This window comes from Geomicrobium sp. JSM 1781026 (assembly GCF_041949955.1).
In the GTDB taxonomy this organism is placed as follows: Bacteria; Bacillota; Bacilli; order Bacillales; family Marinococcaceae; genus Geomicrobium_A.
Map to the genome: position 1 here is coordinate 82,122 of NZ_JBHFQF010000010.1, position 19,187 is coordinate 101,308.

Consider the following 19,187-nt stretch of genomic DNA (forward strand, 5'->3'; position numbering starts at 1 on the left):
GTGGGGAATATATGAGTATGCAATTCAGCGTTCTCGCAAGTGGCAGTACGGGCAATGCTATGTACGTTGAAACAGATAAATCCAAAATTTTGATTGATGCTGGCCTAAGCGGAAAGAAAATTGAAGAGCTTTTTCGTAGTATTGATCGGTCTCTTTCTGATATTGATGCCATTCTTGTCAGTCATGAGCATACTGATCATATTAAAGGGGTCGGCATCGTTGCGAGAAAGTATAACGCGCCCGTGTACGCGAACGAGAAGACGTGGAAAGCGATGGAGTCTTCCATCGGGCCCGTGAATGCTGAGCAGCGTTTCCATTTAGAAACGGGACGTATCGCAACGTTTGAAGATGTGGACATTGAAACATTCGGCGTCTCCCATGATGCAGCTGATCCAATGTTTTTTGTGTTCCACCATGAAAAAAAGAAACTAGCGATTGCCACAGATATGGGGTATGTGAGCGAGCGCATTAAAGGCACATTAAAAGAAGCCGATGCCTTAGTTTTTGAGTCAAACCATGATACAAACATGCTGCGAATGGGAAAATATCCTTGGAATGTGAAACGGAGAATTCTTGGCGATCGTGGCCACGTATCAAATGAAGATAGTGCGTTAGCGTTGTCTGAAATTATTACCGAGCGAACGAAACATGTGTACCTTGCTCATTTGAGTCTCGATAACAATATGAAGGATTTGGCGAGAATGACTGTCGAGCAAACGTTGGCAGAACAAGAGGTTACGTTGGGACATGCGGGTGTTCAACTCGTTGATACGGACCCTTTCTCACCGACGCCGCTTCGTTTATTGTCATAATAGGGAAAGAACCTCTGTATAATTTGATTGAAATGAAACAAAAAAGGGTAGTTTAATGGTGAATGAATTGCGGATGAATTGTTGGACGGCTCGCTGAGTGATTCGTTACACTAATGGTACATCCTGTGCAATTCACAATTTCTTTCTCGTTACGGTATCAGTAAATCGACATGGGGGGCATGTCAGACAATAGTAATCAAAGAAAGAAAGGTGGAGCAGCCATGGGTTATTATGATGATCACTACCCATCAAGAAAAAGGAAAAGTAAAGGTTCGATTTTTTTAGGCATTATTTTAGGTGCAGCCCTTGTCATCGGCATCGTAAGTATTGGTCAGATGATGAACATCGGTGGGTCAAGTGCAGCTCAAGATGAAGAACAAAATGATCAAGAAGAAGACTTCTTTGCCGAAGACTCAGAAACGGTCCACCTCGATGTGACGACGGATGTAACAGATGTCGTTGACAACGTATCAGATTCTGTCGTTGGTGTGTTTAACCTCCAAAATACAAGCTTTTGGGGTGGCGCTGGCGGTGTTGAAAACGAAGAAGGTGTCGAAGCTGGAACAGGGTCTGGTGTTATTTATAAAGTAGAAGGAGATCTTGCTTACGTTGTCACGAACGAGCACGTGATTCAAGGTTCAGATGAATTAGAAGTGAGCCTAAGCGAAGGACAGCGCGTCCCTGCAGAGCTCGTCGGCTCAGATATTTGGACCGACCTCGCCGTGCTTACGATTGACGCTGAGAATGTGGATACCGTCGCTGACTTTGGAGACTCCGATCAACTGCGTGTTGGGGAGCCTGCGATTGCTATAGGGAATCCGCTCGGACCACGGTTTGCCCGCACCGTCACACAAGGGATCATTAGCGCAACGGAACGCAGTGTGCCTGTTGATTTGACAGGGGATGGACAAATTGATTGGAACGCAGAAGTGTTACAGACAGATGCTGCGATTAACCCTGGAAACAGTGGGGGAGCGCTTCTCAACATCCAAGGAGAAGTGATTGGCATTAATTCAATGAAGCTAGCCCAAGTTGAAGGAATTGGCTTCTCGATTCCAACGACGATTGTGCTGCCTGTCATTCAAGATATTGAGCAATATGGTGAAGTTCACCGTCCTGAAATGGGCGTTATGATTGGCTCACTAGATGAGATTCCGAGCTATCATTGGCAGGAAACGTTGAATTTGCCAGAGGATGTTGGTGCAGGGGTATTTATTCATGAGATCGTGCCGAATTCTCCAGCAGACGCAGCGGGTCTAGAACAATATGATGTCATCGTTGAACTTGATGGAGAGCCGATTGAAGCTGCCCATGATTTACGAAGACATTTGTATACAGATGTTGATGTGGGCGATGATATGAGTGTGACGTTCTACCGAAATGGCGAACAAATGGAAACGACAGTAACGCTAAGTGAACAGCAAGATATGCTATAGAATTAATGGGTGTAGCTCCTCGAGATGCTTTCTTGGGGAGCTATACAATTGTGCGGAACATTTAAGTTGTCCACACCCGGACGATACAAAAAGTCTGTTACATAGAGGAGTGCTTGTCCTAGCTGTGAATATGTGGATAACTATTGTGGATAAAGAGGTGGATAACGTGAAGATTCAATTACTTACTGTAGGAAAATGCAAGGAAAAATACATACTAACGGGAATTGCTGAGTTTGAAAAGCGGTTGCAAACCGATGTGAAGTTTGAAATTATTGAAGTGGCAGATGAGAAAGCGCCAGAGCGACTTAGCGACAAAGAAATGAACCACGTGAAACAAAAAGAAGGGGAGCGACTTCTACATAAAATCAAGCCACAATCATACGTTGTTGCTTTGGAACGGCAAGGAAAAATGATTGATTCTACTGCACTTGCTAACAAAATTCAGCAACTTACAACATATGGTACGAGTGATTTTACATTTATAATTGGCGGTTCTCTCGGGCTTAGTGAAGACGTAAGAAGCCGGGCAGACTATGAGTGGTCGTTTTCACCGTTGACATTCCCTCACCAATTGATGCGGCTAATGGTAACAGAACAGATCTATCGTGCGGTTCAAATTAATAAAGGCACCCCTTATCATAAATAAGAAGCACAATGTTTCACATGAAACAAGCATCGGTGAGTGTGTGAAAGGTTTTGAATATGATAAAAACGATGTATTTACGGAGAATTTATGCGTCCTATATTCTTAGCGTGATCGTAGCTATTATTCTCTTAGTCTTAATCTTCTTTACGAATGATTGGTTAGGATCGTTACCCCTGTTCGTATTGATGATCGGTTCGATAGCAATCATTCCAGTCAGTCATTATAAATACAATCAAGTGAAAGATTTGGTCGTCCCTCAATCTGAAATCCCGATGTTGCAACTTGACCATCTTGTGATTCAGAGAAATGTGGCCTATTTTCCACAGTTGTTGTTTTTCCAGAAAGACGGAAGTTATGTGGGTACAGCGAAGCTTCAAACCCTCCCGTGGTACGGCTATTTATTATCTCCGTTTTTCAAATCGGACTTGATTACAATTCTTCCGTTCACTTATACGATGTATGACGAATCCGAACGGGAGGTCATGCATCTTCAAAAGCGAGGATGGTTTCTTAAATCATATGTGACAATTATGAATGAAGATGGACACCACATAGGGTCTTATGAGCAAGAAGACTACCGAATCTTTAGTATTCAAGGAAAATTAAAGGATGCAACTGACCAGCTGTTATTGCCTATTCATGCGGATTTTACTACGAGTTTCACTCTCACAGATGATCACAAAAGACAGTGGGCGAGCTTCTATCAAGGTCGTTTTCCGCATGAGTATACGCACATTTTTCGTGATATGGAAAATCATATTGTCGAATTGTCCGATTCGCTGGAGGAAACGGATCACCGGCGATTGCTCGGTGTGCTCACATTTTTATTTTTACATATTAAGAGGTAGACGTTGAATGTATAGGAGGAATAAGGAATGGGACTACCGTTAGAGAACGATTGGTGCGATGTTGTTGGCGATGAATTTGAGGAACCTTATTATCAACAACTCCGGACATTTTTGAAAGAAGAATATGAAACAAAGAAGATCTATCCATCGATGTATGACTTGTTTAATGCACTACATATAACGTCATTTGCGAATACGAAAGTAGTCATTCTCGGGCAAGATCCGTATCACGGCCCGGGGCAAGCTCATGGGTTGAGCTTCTCTGTCCAACCGGGTGTTTCCATTCCACCGTCTCTACGAAATATCTTTAAGGAATTAGAAAGTGATCTTGGTTGCCCCGCACCTGAGAATGGTAATCTAACGTCTTGGGCGGAACAAGGTGTGCTGTTATTGAATACGGTTCTATCGGTACAGGAAGGGACCCCTGCTTCTCATCAAAACAAAGGTTGGGAGCGGTTTACCGATCAGGTTATACGTAGTCTAAATCAAAAGGAAGACCCGGTCGTCTTCTTGCTTTGGGGAAAGCATGCAGCTGCCAAAGCACAGATGGTTGACGAAAAACATTGCATCATTACAACGTCACACCCTAGTCCGTTTGCGGCACATCGAGGTTTCTTTGGTAGTCGGCCATTTTCACAGGCAAACGAATTTCTCCGTTCCAATGGAATCAAAGAAGTTCGATGGTGTCTGCAGAAAGCTGACCAATAACGATGCCTGTGGATAAGTTGTGGATAAAGAAGGTTGGGTTTCTGCTCGTTGCATTTATCGTAGGTATTGTGTTTCAAACGATGGGTGTGCCTGCTGGTTGGTTGTTAGGGGCTTTACTAACGGGCATTTTTTATGGGCTATTCATTGAGACGTATAATTTTAAAGGATGGCCGTTTGCCCTTGCCCTCGCGCTTGTTGGGGCAAACATCGGAATCATTATGGAAGCCGAGCTTTTTGTGCATTTGCACCAGTATTTTTTTCCGCTACTCGTGACGCTTATGATTACACTTTTTGGTGGTCTTGGTTTTGGTCTGTTGCTTAACAAATGGACGGGATTAGACCGAACGACGGCGTTTTTTTGCACCGTTCCCGGAGGTGCATCGGAAGTGATTGCCCTTTCCGCGCATTACGGAGCAGATGAGCGAGTCGTCGCTGCTTTTCATACAGCGCGGATTACGATGTTTGTGCTTCTTATCCCGTTTGGGGTCGGTATGTTTTATGGGCAAGGAAGTCAAGAGACATTTACAGAAGCGTCCACGCAACTGCAGCCGAATCAACTATTCTTCTTTGCGGTAGTGATTAGTATTGCCTTTCTGCTGCATCGACTGTTTACATTCCCAGGCGCAATGCTCATTTATTCAATCGTAGTCGGTTTTTTGCTCAGTCAATTTGTGTTTGATTTAGGCACTTTACCGAACTATGTTGCAGGAGTCGGACAAGTATTGATCGGAGCGATGGTAGGCATACGTTTTGAGCGATCAACGGTGAAGCGGCTATCCTCCATTGGCGTGCCCAGTTTGAAGATTCTAGCGATGTATGTAGGGATGGCTCTTTTCGTCGCGTTGCTATTTTTTATGATGACCCCGCTAAATTACGTAACAAGTCTGTTAAGTACCGTCCCAGCCGGTGCACCGGAAATGTCTTCTACCGCCTTTGCTTTGAAGCTAGAGCCTTCTTTAGTTGCGAGCCTGCATATCATTCGGATGGTCAGTATTTTTCTCGTTTTACCTCTGTTCTTGCGACTGATTTTAAAGAAGTCGTAACAAAACTGTCATGTAAGAAGGGTTTATCTGAATGAGGGATGGGGAAAACCTTTACTACTTGGAGGTGAAGGCCGATGATTATTATCGGTGATTTGCAGATAATGGCACAGCGCTATACAGACGTAGAAGAGGCGCGAAAGGATTTTAAACAGGACGAAGTCATCGTACGTGACACAGAAGATAATTATTGGATCATAGATTCCGAGAACTTCGAGAAGATTGAAGCCTACGGGTACGAGAAAATTGACGAGAAGAAATAACAAAATGAGGGCGGTGTTCTTTTGAGAGCACCGCCCTTTTTAACGATCTGAAACGTCATTCAACCATACAAACCGCCTATAATATGGTATGCTAACACTTAATGAAAAAAAGGAGCTGGTGGTATGTCTTCAACAACTTCATTACAATGGGATCTTACAACGATATTTTCAGGTGGAGATGCAACATCAGGACAATTTCAAGAACATGTCAACAAATTGGAAAAGTCAATTAACGACCTTAGTTCAGATGTGAACGATGGTGTATTAACATCGATGTCTTTTAGCGATTATTTTCTAACATTTCAGCGATTAACGGCTGAAGTGCAAGAAGCAAGTGCGTTTATTTCTTGTTTACTTAGCGATGATACGAGAGATCAAGAAGCGAAGAAATGGAAGATGGTGACTGTCCAGCTCGGCTCTAGACTTAAAGCAATGGAAGCCGACTTTGAGCATTTTCTTGCGTCTTTAGAAGATGAAGAGTGGCGAGAGCTCGTACAAAAGCCAGAACTAGACGGCTTAACGTTTCCTATGGAAGAGCGTCGTGAACGTGCGAAAGGGAAGATGGACAAGCAGCTCGAGCAGCTAGCTGAATCACTAAGTAAAGATGGTTACCACGGATGGAATGATATGTATTCAACGCTGATTGGTCATATTCGCGTGACCGTTGATGGTGAGACGCTATCTGTTGGCCAAGCCAATACGAAACTTGGAAGCAGTGATCGAGAAGAGCGGGAAAAATGGTCACAAGCACTCCGAAAAGAGTGGGAAAAGTATGAAGATGTATTTGCAGAAACGTTAAACCACCTAGGTGGCTTCCGCTTATCGCTTTATGAAGGCAGAGGCTGGTCCGATCCATTGCATGAACCGTTATTAATTAATCGTATGAGCGAAGAGACACTGGATCGTATGTGGAGTGCAATTGAAGACGTGAAACCAGCGCTCGTAAAGTTTTTGGAGCGCAAGAAACAAATGCTTGGCATAGAAGAAATGAAGATGCATGACGTGTCGGCGCCGATGGGTACAACGGTGTCTAGCGAGACACCGTTTAGCACAGCCATTGATCAAATTGAGCGTCATTTCAGAAAGCTAAGCCCGATTATGGCCGACTTTGCAAGAGAATCGGCAGAGAAGCGCTGGATCGAGGCTGAGGATCGTGATTTCAAAGGAGCTGGAGGGTTTTGTACGAGTTTCCCGATCTCCAATCAAAGCCGTGTGTTCATGACGTATAACGGCACCCCAAGTTCTGTACAAACACTCGCTCATGAACTCGGTCATGCGTATCATCAACGGGCGATGGGAGACATGCCTTACTTCTCGACGAGATATAGCATGAGCGTTGCTGAAACAGCTTCCACATTGGCCGAACAGCTCGTCGCAGACGCAGCCGTTCAAGAAGCTGCCTCCGAAGAAGAGCGGATCGCTTTGTTGGACACGAAGATCAATCGCTCTGCCGCATTTTTCATGAATATTCATGCTCGCTTCCTCTTTGAAAAGCGCTTCTATGAACGTAGAAAAACCGAGTGGTTGTCAGCAGGTGCACTGAAAGAACTCATGGTGGAGGCGCAAAAAGAAGCATATCATGATCAGCTTTCTGAGTATGATCCGTATTTCTGGGCTTCAAAAATGCACTTCTTTATTACACGTGTGCCATTTTATAACTTCCCGTACACGTTTGGCTATTTGTTTAGCCTCGGTATCCTTGAACATGCAAAATCAGCCGGTTCAGAATTCGAGCGCGCGTATATTGACTTATTAAAAGACACAGCCAGCATGTCTGTTGAAGATTTGTCGAGAAAGCATTTAAGCAAAGACTTGACCGATAAACAATTTTGGCTCGATGCAGCGCAACCGATCGTAGAAGACATCGAACAGTTTTTGAAATTGACAGAAGCATAATGACGGACGATCTGCACCCTAAAGCGATTGCTTAGGGTGTTTTTTTGATGGAAGAAACGTTTAAAAACGATTAGCAGATGAGAAGATTGTGGTAAACTAGCGGTAGATTAAATGAAAGGACGATGATTGTTGAGTATACCGATGAAAACGGTGATTGAGCAAATTCAAAAAGAGACTGAACGTCTAGCGCAGGCCGAACAAGCTGGTAATCATCGGAACCTAGAAAAGCATGCACATACAATTCGGGGTTATTGTGAACTGATTGAAGGTATAGATGATCGGGACAAAAAGGTCTCTGCACCCGTTGTTAAGGAAACAACTGAGGTACAAAGAGCACCAATGCCAACCGTACAATCAACACCACAAAAACAAGAAGAAGGAAGTCTACTCGACTTTTAGAAGGAAGGATTGTTCTACGTGAAACATACATGGGTTGCTGTCGGGGCGCTGTTTGCTGCACTCGCTGTTGCAATTGGCGCATTTGGCGCTCACGGCTTGGAAGGGATCGTAAGTAGCAGTATGCTTGAGAACTACGAGACAGGCGTGCAATATCATATGTTCCATGCGTTAGGCATTATCGCCATCGGTCTGTTTGCAACACATCAAGGGGTGAATGGTAGACTTCAAGCGGCGGCTCTTTTCATGAGCGTAGGGATTGTGATCTTCTCTGGCAGTTTGTACGTCATGGCGCTTACAAACATGACGTGGCTCGGAGCCATTACGCCAATTGGTGGCGTTTCTTTTATTGCCGGTTGGGTCTTTCTACTCGTCGCAGCGTTGAAAAGATAAAAAAGGCAGGGGGCATCGAGCCCTCCTGCCTTTACTATTAACCAAATATAGCAATGACACCAAAATGAATCAATGCTCCGTAAACAATCGACCAAAGAATGAGGCTAATGGTCATCCAAAGTGTTAAATATGCACGATTTGCCCCAAACGAGCACGCAAGTGCGGCGGTTAAATGACTGCTCAGCAACCCTGTACCAATGATGGCTAATCCTGGTAAGCCAAAGCGATCCCAATATTTTCTTGCTCGCTGCGATTGCTTAGAGAACATGTTTGATTGCTCTTCTTCAACTGCGTATTCTTCCGGCGCGTCTTCAACACTAGGCTCGGCATCTACAATTTCTTCAGCTGCGTCTTCAACGACTTCTGGTTTTGGTTTTTCGCGATTTTTGATCTTTGCTCGAATCTTGTCGATGAGCAAAATGAGCAAAAAGACGGTAAGCCAATTTCCGATGATGGCAGCTGTAATCGTCAATGTCGAACTAATGTCAGAAAAGAAGACAATGCCTACGGGAATCGCCGTCATATATTCCAAAAACGGAACGGCGGCGATAATAAGCACGATGAGAAAATAAATGATGGTATCCAAAACGACAACCCTGCTTTCTTACTTATGTTCCACTCTTCCGAGCAGTAGTGCGATAATAACACCGACGAAAAAGGCGACAATTGATGTGAATGCAGCCGCGAAATCAAGTGGGATGCCTGGGAAGATAATAATCCCTGAACCTGCAACCATTCCGATTACAACTGCGTACGTTCCAACTGGAAAGCGTTGGAGGAAAAAGTGCACGATTTTACTCGTAATAAGCACCCCAACCCCAATCCCGGCAATAAGTGTGATTAGTACAGGGAAATGCAAGTTCGAAAGTGCGTCAATGATCGTGCGATAGTAGCCTGTAATTAAAAGAATAAATGAACCACTAATGCCTGGGAGCAGCATTGCGGAACTCGCAACCCAACCGGCAAAAAAGATGGCAACATAATCGCCGGTCGTAATGCTCGGTAACAGGCTTTCTGCTTCCTCGCTATGGACGCCTTGCCACAAACCAAACGCAATAATGATGGCGAAGGATAAAGCGAGAATCACGTAATGTTTTGAGCTAAATGTTTGTTTCATTCGAACGCGCTTTACTAAAAAGGGTAGCACGCCAAGAATTAACCCTAAAAATAAGTAAAACAGCTGTGCTGTATAATGCTCAAAGAGAAAATCAATGAGGTTTGCTATGGAAAATACGGCAATAAAAATACCGATGACAAGTGGTGCAAGGAACAGAATGGACTGTTTCCACTTTCGCGTAGATAATCCGTTAATTGAAGCAATTAATTGCTCGTAGATGCCGAGAACGACGGCGATTGTTCCACTGCTCACTCCGGGCACAACTTCGGTTGTTCCCATAATGAAGCCTCGCCATAAGTTATGATAATCAAGCTTGCCCATAAAAGCCCCCTACAATGTACAAACTGTATCTTGCTTCTCAGTTATACCATGTGAAATTTAAAAAATCTATCGATTTGAGACGAGAAAAAGACAGCAGCTAAAAGCCGCTGTCCCGTTACGATTAACAAGAGCATTATTGATTAAAATACTGTGCGTTTAATTCGATGTATTGAGCTTCCTCTTCTGGTACTTCATCATCTGGGTAGATGGCTTCAACCGGGCAGACTGGTTCGCACGCTCCACAATCTATGCAAATATCAGGATCAATGTAGAACATGTCTTTCCCTTCTTCGATACAATCGACAGGGCACACTTCTACACAAGAACCATTTTTTTCCTCTTTGCAAGCAGACGTAATAACAAATGGCATGTCGTCTCTCACCTCCCTATTAGAATCATGATAACGAACGATGATATATCGTTTAAAGGGCTGTCCAAAAATTAATGAGCCAGACCCGACGTTGATCAGTTACTCACATGATTGTATCATATTCCTCCATGAACAGCACACAGGGGAACTTCATGAATTATATTTTTCACCCCCATATCCTTCTTCATACTCTTTTCGTTTACGTAGATGAAAAAGAAGTTGTTGAAGGAGGAAAAAAGATGCAGCATGTTCCTTATGTAATTGAACAGACGGCTAGGGGAGAGCGCTCCTATGATATTTATTCACGGTTGTTGAAAGACCGAATTATTTTTATCGGTACGGAAATTCACGACCAACTCGCCAATTCCGTAGTCGCTCAATTGTTATTTTTAGCGTCAGAAGATGAGAACAAAGACATTCACTTGTATATTCAATCTCCTGGAGGTTCGATCTCGGCAGGGTTTGCGATTATTGATACAATGAATGTAATTAAACCAGAGGTAAACACGCTTTGCACAGGTATGGCGGCATCAATGGGTGCACACATCTTAGCTATGGGGGCAAAGGGCAAAAGGAGAGCCTTACCCAATGCGGAAGTGATGATTCATCAGCCTTCTGGAGGTTCTAAAGGACCTGCAGCTGATATGTTGATTTACGCAGACCGGATTCAAAAACAAAGAGAAGTGATCAAGAAACAACTCGCTGAAAAAACCGGTCAATCAGAAGAGCAAATTGGAAAAGATATTGACCGTGATTATTTTATGAGTGCAAAGGAAGCGTTGAATTACGGAATCATTGACGAAATTTTAACGTAAGGAGGAGACGAGTTGGACGACTGGAACGAAACATACGATGCGCTCATTCGTTATTGTCGCTATTTGAGCAAGGAGGATGGGTACGATCTTGCTCACGATGCGTTTTTAAAAGCCGCCACTTCCTCGAAACGAGAAGTAAACAAAACGTATATGAAAAAAGCCGCTCGCTCTGTGTGGGTCGATCAATGGCGCAAAGCCCCAAGAGAAATAGCGAATATTTCAAATGAGAAAATCACCGACCAACGAGACGATCATACACTCATTCTCGTCACTGAGTGGCTTGTGCAACACCTGACAAACAAGCAGTTAGTCGTATTTGTACTGCGCTTTGGCTTTTGCTTAAAAATAAAAGAAATTGCTGACCACTTGAATGTCCCTGAAACGACTATAAAAGCGTTGCTACAGCGGGCTAGAGCACATACGGGGACGTTTCAAGAGCAAGATGAGCACGGCATTCATGTTCCTGTTGGCACGAAAAGAGCAAAGCGCGCCCAACAGCTGGCGTATATGATTAGAACGGGACAATTGCAAGCACTGTCGAGCATCTTTGACTATGAAGACCGAGGCGAACTGCTTTCGGTCTTTTTTATGTGCGTACTTCTTCATGTTGAAATTGCAAAGCATGCAAATGTTCATATACGCCTTTTTCAAGAAGCAGTTGTTCGTGTGTACCTGATTCAACGACTTCTCCGTCTTCCATGACAACAATATGGTCCGCATGTTGAATGGTTGATAACCGGTGCGCAATGACGAGCGCTGTCCGGTGATTGAGCAATCTTGAAAGCCCAGATTGGATCGCTTTCTCAGAAGCTGTGTCTAAAGCTGAAGTTGCCTCATCAAGCAGAATGATCTTCGGGTCTTTCAATATTGCCCGGGCAATACTGATCCTTTGTTTCTGTCCACCTGATAGCTTCACCCCGCGTTCCCCAATCTCTGCTTCATACCCATCTTTAAACTCGGAGATAAACCCGTCAGCATTAGCGATCATCGCTGCTTGTTGAATATCTTTGAATGATCGATCGGGTTGTCCGTAAGCGATGTTTTCGGCGATCGTTCCATTAAAAAGAAAAATGTCTTGGGAGACAACAGCAATTTGTGACCGCAAAGAGGAAATATCCACATCTTTAATGTTTGTTCCATCAATGATAATATCTCCGTGGTCAGGTGAGTAAAATCGGCTAATGAGCTGAGTGACCGTCGTCTTGCCTGATCCTGAAGCACCTACGAGCGCTGTTGTTTTTCCGCCTTCGAGTGTGAAATTCACATCGTGAACGGCACGCTTCTCATTTGTGTATGAAAAAGACACTTGTCGAAATGTAACTTCTCCGTCGGTAATTTCAAGGGCAGGGGCATTTTCTTTGGAAACGATCGCTGGTTTTGTGCTGAGCACTGCTTGGATGCGGTCGTAAGCCGCTGCGGCTTGCTGAATCGTGTTCATAAGCCGACTTACCCGACGAATCGGGTTTTGTAGCAATCGCAAGTAAAGTAAAAATGTCGCGATCATCCCGACGGTCATCTCACCTGCCATCGTCTGCCAGGCCCCGACCGCAATAACGATCGCCAAACCTAAATAGTTGATCGCATTCACAAGAGGTCCGAACAGAGAAAAGTTTTTGGCCGCTTGTACATTTGCAGACCGGTTTTGCTCATTGCGTTTTAGAAATTTATTCATCTCAAACCGTTCCGCAGCAAAGGACTTCACAAGTCGGATGCCAGAAAAGGTGTCTTGTAGATGGTTGTTCATCTCTCCGATACTCGCCTGTACTTGCCCGTACGCCTTGCGCATACGCTTTGAGAATTTTCTCGTCACATAAAAGAGTAGGGGGAAGGTGAGCAATACGAACAACGCTAGCTGCCAGTTTACATAAAACATATAAATGCTGATTGCAAAGAAAATGAAGATGTCAGTAATTAAACTTAGTAAGCCAGAAGATAATAATTGTTGCAGCATATTGACGTCGTTCGTCATGCGCGACATTAGGTCACCTGTTCGTGTCCGGTCAAAGTAAGCGACGTCTGATTGTTGAAGGTGTTCATACAAATCATTTCGCAAGTCATAAAGCGCAGATTGTCCGACCCTTGCCATAAAAAAACTGCCGATAAATTGAAATAAAATTAAGAAGGCCGCACCTGCGACGACAGCGAAAAAAACCGAAACGAGTAAAGAAATGGATGCCTCGGGTATGACGACGTCGATCGTATATTGAACTGCTTGGGGAATGAAAAATTCAATCATCGCGACGAGAAAAACGGCTACGATCGCAACGGAGACGAGCTTCCAATGGGGCCTAATTCTACGAATTAAATCTTTGAGCATATGTTTGATCTGCTGTTTTGGTGGCTCTTCACTTTGCGAGTGTCGCTGTGATGAACTTGTGCCCATAGTACACCTCCCAAGCATTAGTATTTACGTTACGTTTATGAAATAAAGACTATCGGATTGATTTTTAGCTGTCAAAAATTGTGTTCTATAAGAGTGTTGTTCATTTATTTCCACTCCAAACACTTTAGCACCATCGTCGGTGAAGGGAGACGATGGTGCTAAAGTGTAGCTTTTTGTCGAAAGTGAGCACATCGCTGTCGAAAGAGTGCATATCATTGTCGAAAGTGAGCACATCGGTGTCGAAAGAGTGCATATCGTTGTCGAAAGCGAGCACATTTATGTCGAATATGTGCACATGGGTGTCGAAAGTGAGCACTTCTTTGTCGAAAGTGAGCACTTCCGTGTCGAAAACGTGCACTTATCGTTTGCGCACCCCCACATCGAAGTGTGTCAAATATTCAACCAGTATGTGTCTATCTCCTAGGTACAATACCAACTTCTATGTCGAAAGCGAGCACCGTCTACGTCGAATGTTCTTTTTTCTGACCCCCAGTATGTAAGCAAACCACTTTCTGGAGACGAACATATAATATAGATGCCCATCCCGTTGTTGATTATCTCTGGCAGCTTCTGTTTTTGCATGATAATGTAACGACTTACCATAATTTGGAAAATAAAAACCCCAAAAGTTTGTTTATGCTACTAACTTTTGGGGTGTAGTCGCCTAGTCGTCCGGTTATCTTGGGCTTTGTGAAGCAATTTGACCACCGCTATATGGATAGGCGTATTCTGGCTGTTCATTAAACACAATATAGTCTAGATAAACCATAAGAAGTAAATAATATTGGCCAGTTTCACTGTCACTTATAATGATGTGATCGCGACCTGCTTCTTCTAGTTGGCCAACAAATACTTGCGTTTGCTGATTGCCACCGCTGCCAAATGTCATGTAGATAGTCACTTCTTTACCAAAGTTCAATCGCAAAATATTTTCAATATACGATTGTTCAATCGGTAGCATGGAGCCTTCAGGGCTCGGAACATTCAATTGAGGCTGTTGCCTCTGTTGTGATGATGCTGGTTGTTGAGGATATTGCGGGTAGTGCCCATACCAAGGATTCATGTACATGTCGTCGACCCCTTTCAAATTGGATGGTTAGTACACTTGTGGACATTCAGAATAAGTAGGGTTGTAAAAGCAGTGTGCTTTAAATTGCCCTGACAACGGCTGCCCAAACCACTCACCTGGGCAAGGAGCGTCAGGCCTAAAAAACCAAAGCGCACGTTCACCAGGATGGAATTGTTCACCGCGTATGAGACGACGAGCGAGTTCAACGTCTTGGTCTCTGGCCCGTTGATAAAAATATGGTTTTTGTACTGCTTCAAAACCTCCAGGAGACTGATAGACCATCTGTTGAATGTTACGGATGTTTGTGAAATCGGAACAGTCATACCGCGTCCGGTTTACCATCACATTGCCGGCATTGAGCATGCCGAGCTTCCCTTCGCCTTCCGCCTCTGCGCGTATGAGACGAGCAAGTGTCTGAATGTCCTCTTCTGTTGCAGCAACAACCGCCATAAGCGCACCTCCCAAACATACTTATACAGTCTATGAACCGATGTTCGAATTATGCGTATTCAAAGCAAAAAAGCACTCTCCCTATAGTAGTTAGGAGAGTGCTTCTGTTCTTGCGTTAAGATTTACTACTTACTTCTTCACGTGCAACGACAGCGGCGCTTACCATTTCTTTTAGTGCAGCAATCGTTTCTTCTTCGCTACGGGTCTTCAACCCACAATCTGGATTTACCCAGAATAGGTCAGCCGGTAACACGCTGAGGGCGCGGTGAATGACATGGAGCATCTCCTCTTTTGCAGGAACGCGTGGGCTATGGATATCATAAACACCAAGCCCGATGCCTTTATCATACACGTTGTCTTCAAACGTGCTAAGAATGTCACCTTGGCTTCTAGACGTTTCAATGGAGATCACGTCTGCATCCAAGGCTGAAATCGCATCAATGATGTCTTGGAATTCACTATAGCACATGTGCGTATGCACTTGCGTCGTATCTTTTACATAAGAAGAGCTCAGTCTAAAGGCGTGTACCGCCCAGTCAAGGTAGGACTGCCAATCGTCTCGTTTAAGCGGCAACCCTTCACGAAGAGCAGGCTCATCAATTTGGATCATTTCAATACCCGCCTCTTCCAATGCCGCAACTTCTGCGCGAATCGCTTCAGCAATTTGGAAGGCGACTTGGCGCTTCGGTAAGTCGTCTCGTTCAAAAGACCAATTTAAAATGGTAACTGGCCCTGTGAGCATGCCTTTTACCGGTAATTTCGTTAGCGATTGCGCATAGACCGTTTCTTCGACCGTCATTGGCGACTTAAAAGCAACATCTCCATAAATGATTGGAGGTTTTACGCCTCTCGACCCGTATGATTGAACCCATGCGTGCTTCGTAAAGGCAAAACCGTCTAAACGCTCACCGAAAAATTCAACCATGTCGTTTCTTTCAAATTCTCCGTGAACGAGCACATCGAGACCAATGTCTTCTTGGTGTTGAATCCATGTACGGATGTGCGCTTCAATTTGTTCAGTATACGCTTCTTGTGATAAATTTCCCTTCTTTAACTGCGCGCGCAGGCGACGTACTTCTTTTGTTTGTGGGAACGAGCCGATGGTTGTTGTCGGTAAGATCGGTAAATCCCATTTCTCCAATTGTTTTTGGCGACGCTCTTCATAAGAGAGTGGTCGCTTCACTTCTTCAAAAGGTGCGGTATCAGGTTGTTCTTTTCTCCAGCCTGTTGCTTCTAAATCTTTGAACAACTGTTCGTTTTCTTGGATGGCGGTACGGTCTCCATCTTCTTTGCTTTCCAACAGCTTTTTGAGCGTAACAACTTCGAGCAATTTCTCATCAGCAAAAGAAAGGGCGCGTTTAAGTGTTGGGTCCAATTCTGTTTCGTTTTTCACCGTAACAGGTGTGTGAAGTAAACTGGCTGAAGGTTGAACCCAAAGCTTGGAATGATCAGCGACGGAGCGTTCCAATTGTTGAAGCAAGGTGAGCTTATCAATGACTTTTGCCTTCCAAATGTTGCGACCATCGATCACGCCGGCGGCAAGCACCTTGTCGCCAGGGAACCCTTTCGTCTCAACAGCGTGTAGGTTTTTGCCTCCATCATGGACAAAGTCGAGGCCAATGCCGGCAACAGGTAATTCGACAATCGTCTCATAAGCATCAACCGCGTCGAAATACGTTTGCAACAAAATATTTAGCTGTGGCACGTCGCTTCTAAGTGTTTCGTATGCTTGTTGAATGAGTGCCAACTCCTCTTCAGATACGTCACCCGTGAGGGAAGGCTCATCAATTTGAACCCATAGTACCCCAACGTCAGCAAGTTCTTTCAGAACTTGACTGTAAAGAGGAGTAAGTTGTTGTAGCCAGTCACCAAATTGTGCAGTTTCGTAATGTTTCGCCAATTTAAGGAAAGAATAAGGACCCACAAGCACAGGCTTTCCTTCAATGCCAAGCTCTTTCTTTGCTTCCTTGTATAAAGCCAGTGGGCGATTATCGGTTAATGAAGGAGTTAAGCCTTCAAGTTCAGGAACGATATAGTGATAGTTTGTGTTGTACCATTTTGTCATTTCACAAGCAGGTACATCTTGGCTACCTCTTGCCATTGAGAAATACGTATCAAGAGGAACTTGACCAGAGATCTTGCCGTAACGTTCAGGAATAAGCCCAAACATGACCGCCATGTCCAGCATATGGTCATAATAAGTAAAGTCACCGACAGGAATGACGTCGATGCCACTTGCTTGTTGCTTTTTCAAATGGTTCAGACGAATGTCCTTCATTTCTTTGTGAAGCTCATCTTCTGTTGTCTGTTTTGCCCAATAAGCTTCTAGCGCTTTTTTCCACTCTCGTTGCTCTCCAATTCTTGGATAACCTAATGTTGAAGTTGTCACAAGATCTGCCTCCTATCCTTGTAAAGAAAATAACAGTACAAACAAATTGAAATTTTCCTTCTATCTTTAGCGTACTGCACTATTAAAAAGAATGAAAGGATATTTTTGTTCAATTTCCTAACAAAAATATCCTTTTTATGGTTGTTTAGTTTTTCGGTGTGAAGAAGAAGTCAATCTCCTCAAGGGGTAAAACGTTTCCAACATAAAACGATCCGAACTCAGCAAATCGTGCAGAAACTTCGTCAAATCTCATTTCATAAACGAGCTTCTTAAACTGAAGGACGTCATGAGCAAAGAGTGTAACTCCCCATTCCCAATCATCAAAGCCGACAGAACCTGTAATGACTTGTTTGACAATGCCAGAATATTGACGGCCAATCATTCCGTGGGAGTACATCATTTGTCCGCGCTCTTTTGCGGGGAGCATGTACCAATTATCATCGCCGTCGCGCTTTTTATCCATTGGATAAAAGCAAATGTGCTCCCATTTAGGTAGAATTGGGAAGACTCGTTCACGAATACTAGGATCCTCTAGGGGATCACCGTCTCCACGGTACATATATTTCCCTAGCTCTACTACCGAAACATAAGAGTACGCGGGTATCGTAAACTCCGAGAAGCGAGTTTGATTAAAGGCATTTTCAATTTCGTTTAGCTCTTTCATCGTCGGACGAAGGAGCATAAACATCAAGTCTGCTTTCTGACCGACAATCGAGTAGACGGCGTAACTGCCCTCTTCGCGTTGTTCATTGTCAATCCAGTCTTCGACCATGTCTTTAAACTCGGTAATGATCTGTTGACGTTCATCCTCTGGGAGCCGTTTTAGTGCTGCCCAATCAATGGTTCTAAAATCGTGCAAGCTATACCAACCATCAATCGTTTCTGCTGGTTCGCCCATAGTTGAATGCTCCTTTCTGTTACCATACATGTTCTATCCAATCATAGCATAAGCAACCGAGCGTTTTAAAATGTAAGCATTCCTTTCACAAAGCCGTCAAAAACGCCTCGACCAGATGGCTAGGTAGAAGCAAGCTCAAGTAGAAAAAACACCGGTGCAAGAAGACAGGCACCGGTGTTTTTAGATTATTTTTTTATAAATTGTTGGATTGCAGCCATGTGTTCTCGTGTTTTGCCAGCGACCGTTTGTGCGGTTACTTCTTGTTCAAGCACGTGAGGTAACGATGATTCAAAACTTTCTTTCATGTTCCGTTTCATCATTCCGTATGCGGTAATGGGGACTTCGGTAAGCTGACGAGCAAAGTCATCAGGGGTACCCATCTGGTTCACAAGGTTGATGCGATAGGCTTCTTCAGCGGAAATCGTCCCGCCAAGAGCAAGTTCCATTGCCTTTGCTTGACCGACAAGTCGAGGTAAGAAATAGGAGGCTCCGGCATCTGGAACGAGGCCAATCCGAATGAAGCTAAGTGCAAGTTTGGCTTCTGGTGCTGCCACCCTAAAATCACAGGCTAGCGCGATGCTGAGACCTGCGCCTACTGCGATGCCATTAAGATAAGCGATTGTTGGTTTGTTCATTCCTGCAATCGTTAGAATGAGGCGGTTATACGTATCACGCAAGCTATGTCCGTAGTTAAAATCATCATGGTTTTCTAAAGGTACGCTTTTTAGGTCTGCACCTGCAGAAAACGCGCCTTCACTTCCTTGAAGGACAATGACGGCTACCTGAGGGTCTCGGTCAGCTTCCTTAAAAGCAGCAAACAACTCTGTGTGCATTTCATTGTTCAATGCGTTTTTCACGTGAGGGCGGTGAAGCGTAATGGTGGCGATTTTTTCAGCTACTTCATAACGAATCGTGTTTTGTGCAAGAGTCACTAGTA

21 protein-coding genes are annotated in these 19,187 nt (G+C 44.1%); 12 read left to right on the forward strand and 9 right to left on the reverse strand.

Annotation, left to right across the window (positions count from 1 at the left end):
• Positions 1-11: 11 nt before the first annotated feature.
• The 10 genes from ACE1TF_RS16875 to ACE1TF_RS16920 all read left to right on the forward strand — a co-directional run bounded on the left by ACE1TF_RS16875 (position 12) and on the right by ACE1TF_RS16920 (position 8,438).
• Positions 12-812 (forward strand): MBL fold metallo-hydrolase, encoded by an 801-nt coding sequence (locus tag ACE1TF_RS16875; RefSeq protein WP_375018503.1) that lies wholly within the window; start codon positions 12-14, stop codon positions 810-812.
• Between the two features lie 221 nt (positions 813-1,033).
• The gene (locus ACE1TF_RS16880) at positions 1,034-2,248 is read left to right on the forward strand and encodes a S1C family serine protease (RefSeq protein ID WP_375018505.1); all 1,215 of its coding nucleotides are present in this window, start codon (positions 1,034-1,036) and stop codon (positions 2,246-2,248) included.
• A gap of 166 nt (positions 2,249-2,414) precedes the next feature.
• Positions 2,415-2,894 carry a 23S rRNA (pseudouridine(1915)-N(3))-methyltransferase RlmH gene (gene rlmH / locus ACE1TF_RS16885; RefSeq protein WP_042399712.1) on the forward strand — a complete coding sequence of 160 codons (480 nt, stop codon included), beginning with the start codon at positions 2,415-2,417 and terminating at the stop codon, positions 2,892-2,894.
• A gap of 56 nt (positions 2,895-2,950) precedes the next feature.
• Positions 2,951-3,742, forward strand: a complete 792-nt coding sequence (locus ACE1TF_RS16890; RefSeq protein ID WP_375018507.1) for a hypothetical protein — start codon at positions 2,951-2,953, stop codon at positions 3,740-3,742.
• A gap of 27 nt (positions 3,743-3,769) precedes the next feature.
• Positions 3,770-4,450, forward strand: coding sequence for a uracil-DNA glycosylase (locus tag ACE1TF_RS16895; protein WP_375018509.1), 681 nt, complete (start codon positions 3,770-3,772; stop codon positions 4,448-4,450).
• Between the two features lie 2 nt (positions 4,451-4,452).
• Positions 4,453-5,493, forward strand: a complete 1,041-nt coding sequence (locus ACE1TF_RS16900) for an AbrB family transcriptional regulator (RefSeq protein ID WP_375018511.1) — start codon at positions 4,453-4,455, stop codon at positions 5,491-5,493.
• A 74-nt stretch (positions 5,494-5,567) separates the two neighbouring features.
• On the forward strand, positions 5,568-5,753 hold the full coding sequence (locus ACE1TF_RS16905) for a hypothetical protein (RefSeq protein WP_042399607.1): 186 nt from the start codon (positions 5,568-5,570) through the stop codon (positions 5,751-5,753).
• Between the two features lie 123 nt (positions 5,754-5,876).
• The gene (locus ACE1TF_RS16910; RefSeq protein ID WP_375018513.1) at positions 5,877-7,649 is read left to right on the forward strand and encodes a M3 family oligoendopeptidase; all 1,773 of its coding nucleotides are present in this window, start codon (positions 5,877-5,879) and stop codon (positions 7,647-7,649) included.
• Between the two features lie 141 nt (positions 7,650-7,790).
• Entirely contained in the window at positions 7,791-8,048 is a 258-nt protein-coding gene (locus ACE1TF_RS16915) for a DUF5327 family protein (protein ID WP_375018515.1), read from the forward strand.
• Between the two features lie 18 nt (positions 8,049-8,066).
• Positions 8,067-8,438 (forward strand): DUF423 domain-containing protein, encoded by a 372-nt coding sequence (locus ACE1TF_RS16920; RefSeq protein WP_375018517.1) that lies wholly within the window; start codon positions 8,067-8,069, stop codon positions 8,436-8,438.
• Between the two features lie 37 nt (positions 8,439-8,475).
• On the opposite strand, the gene ACE1TF_RS16925 is transcribed toward ACE1TF_RS16920, so the two are convergent.
• From ACE1TF_RS16925 to ACE1TF_RS16935, 3 genes are all read right to left on the reverse strand, one after another.
• Positions 8,476-9,024, reverse strand: a complete 549-nt coding sequence (locus tag ACE1TF_RS16925) for a hypothetical protein (protein WP_375018519.1) — start codon at positions 9,022-9,024, stop codon at positions 8,476-8,478.
• A gap of 18 nt (positions 9,025-9,042) precedes the next feature.
• Complete coding sequence (locus ACE1TF_RS16930) at positions 9,043-9,876, reverse strand: DUF368 domain-containing protein (protein ID WP_375018521.1); 834 nt, start codon at positions 9,874-9,876, stop codon at positions 9,043-9,045.
• A gap of 133 nt (positions 9,877-10,009) precedes the next feature.
• Entirely contained in the window at positions 10,010-10,246 is a 237-nt protein-coding gene (locus ACE1TF_RS16935; protein ID WP_042358088.1) for a ferredoxin family protein, read from the reverse strand.
• A gap of 239 nt (positions 10,247-10,485) precedes the next feature.
• Between ACE1TF_RS16935 and ACE1TF_RS16940 the strand changes: the two genes are divergently transcribed.
• The gene (locus ACE1TF_RS16940; protein ID WP_042399721.1) at positions 10,486-11,061 is read left to right on the forward strand and encodes an ATP-dependent Clp protease proteolytic subunit; all 576 of its coding nucleotides are present in this window, start codon (positions 10,486-10,488) and stop codon (positions 11,059-11,061) included.
• 12 nt (positions 11,062-11,073) lie between these two features.
• Complete coding sequence (locus ACE1TF_RS16945; protein WP_375018523.1) at positions 11,074-11,763, forward strand: RNA polymerase sigma factor; 690 nt, start codon at positions 11,074-11,076, stop codon at positions 11,761-11,763.
• Here the strand turns inward: ACE1TF_RS16945 and ACE1TF_RS16950 are convergent.
• From ACE1TF_RS16950 to ACE1TF_RS16975, 6 genes are all read right to left on the reverse strand, one after another.
• Complete coding sequence (locus ACE1TF_RS16950; protein ID WP_375018525.1) at positions 11,648-13,444, reverse strand: ABC transporter ATP-binding protein; 1,797 nt, start codon at positions 13,442-13,444, stop codon at positions 11,648-11,650. The two genes, ACE1TF_RS16945 and ACE1TF_RS16950, sit on opposite strands and share 116 nt — an antisense overlap.
• 676 nt (positions 13,445-14,120) lie before the next feature.
• On the reverse strand, positions 14,121-14,513 hold the full coding sequence (gene gerQ / locus ACE1TF_RS16955) for a spore coat protein GerQ (protein WP_042399616.1): 393 nt from the start codon (positions 14,511-14,513) through the stop codon (positions 14,121-14,123).
• Between the two features lie 27 nt (positions 14,514-14,540).
• A complete protein-coding gene (locus ACE1TF_RS16960) occupies positions 14,541-14,963 on the reverse strand; it encodes a cell wall hydrolase (protein WP_042425811.1) in 423 nt (140 codons plus the stop codon).
• Between the two features lie 115 nt (positions 14,964-15,078).
• A complete protein-coding gene (metE, locus tag ACE1TF_RS16965; protein WP_375018528.1) occupies positions 15,079-17,352 on the reverse strand; it encodes a 5-methyltetrahydropteroyltriglutamate--homocysteine S-methyltransferase in 2,274 nt (757 codons plus the stop codon).
• Between the two features lie 145 nt (positions 17,353-17,497).
• Complete coding sequence (gene hemQ / locus ACE1TF_RS16970; RefSeq protein ID WP_375018530.1) at positions 17,498-18,250, reverse strand: hydrogen peroxide-dependent heme synthase; 753 nt, start codon at positions 18,248-18,250, stop codon at positions 17,498-17,500.
• Positions 18,251-18,435: 185 nt separating this feature from the next.
• The gene (locus ACE1TF_RS16975; protein ID WP_375018532.1) at positions 18,436-19,182 is read right to left on the reverse strand and encodes an enoyl-CoA hydratase/isomerase family protein; all 747 of its coding nucleotides are present in this window, start codon (positions 19,180-19,182) and stop codon (positions 18,436-18,438) included.
• Positions 19,183-19,187 lie beyond the last annotated feature (5 nt).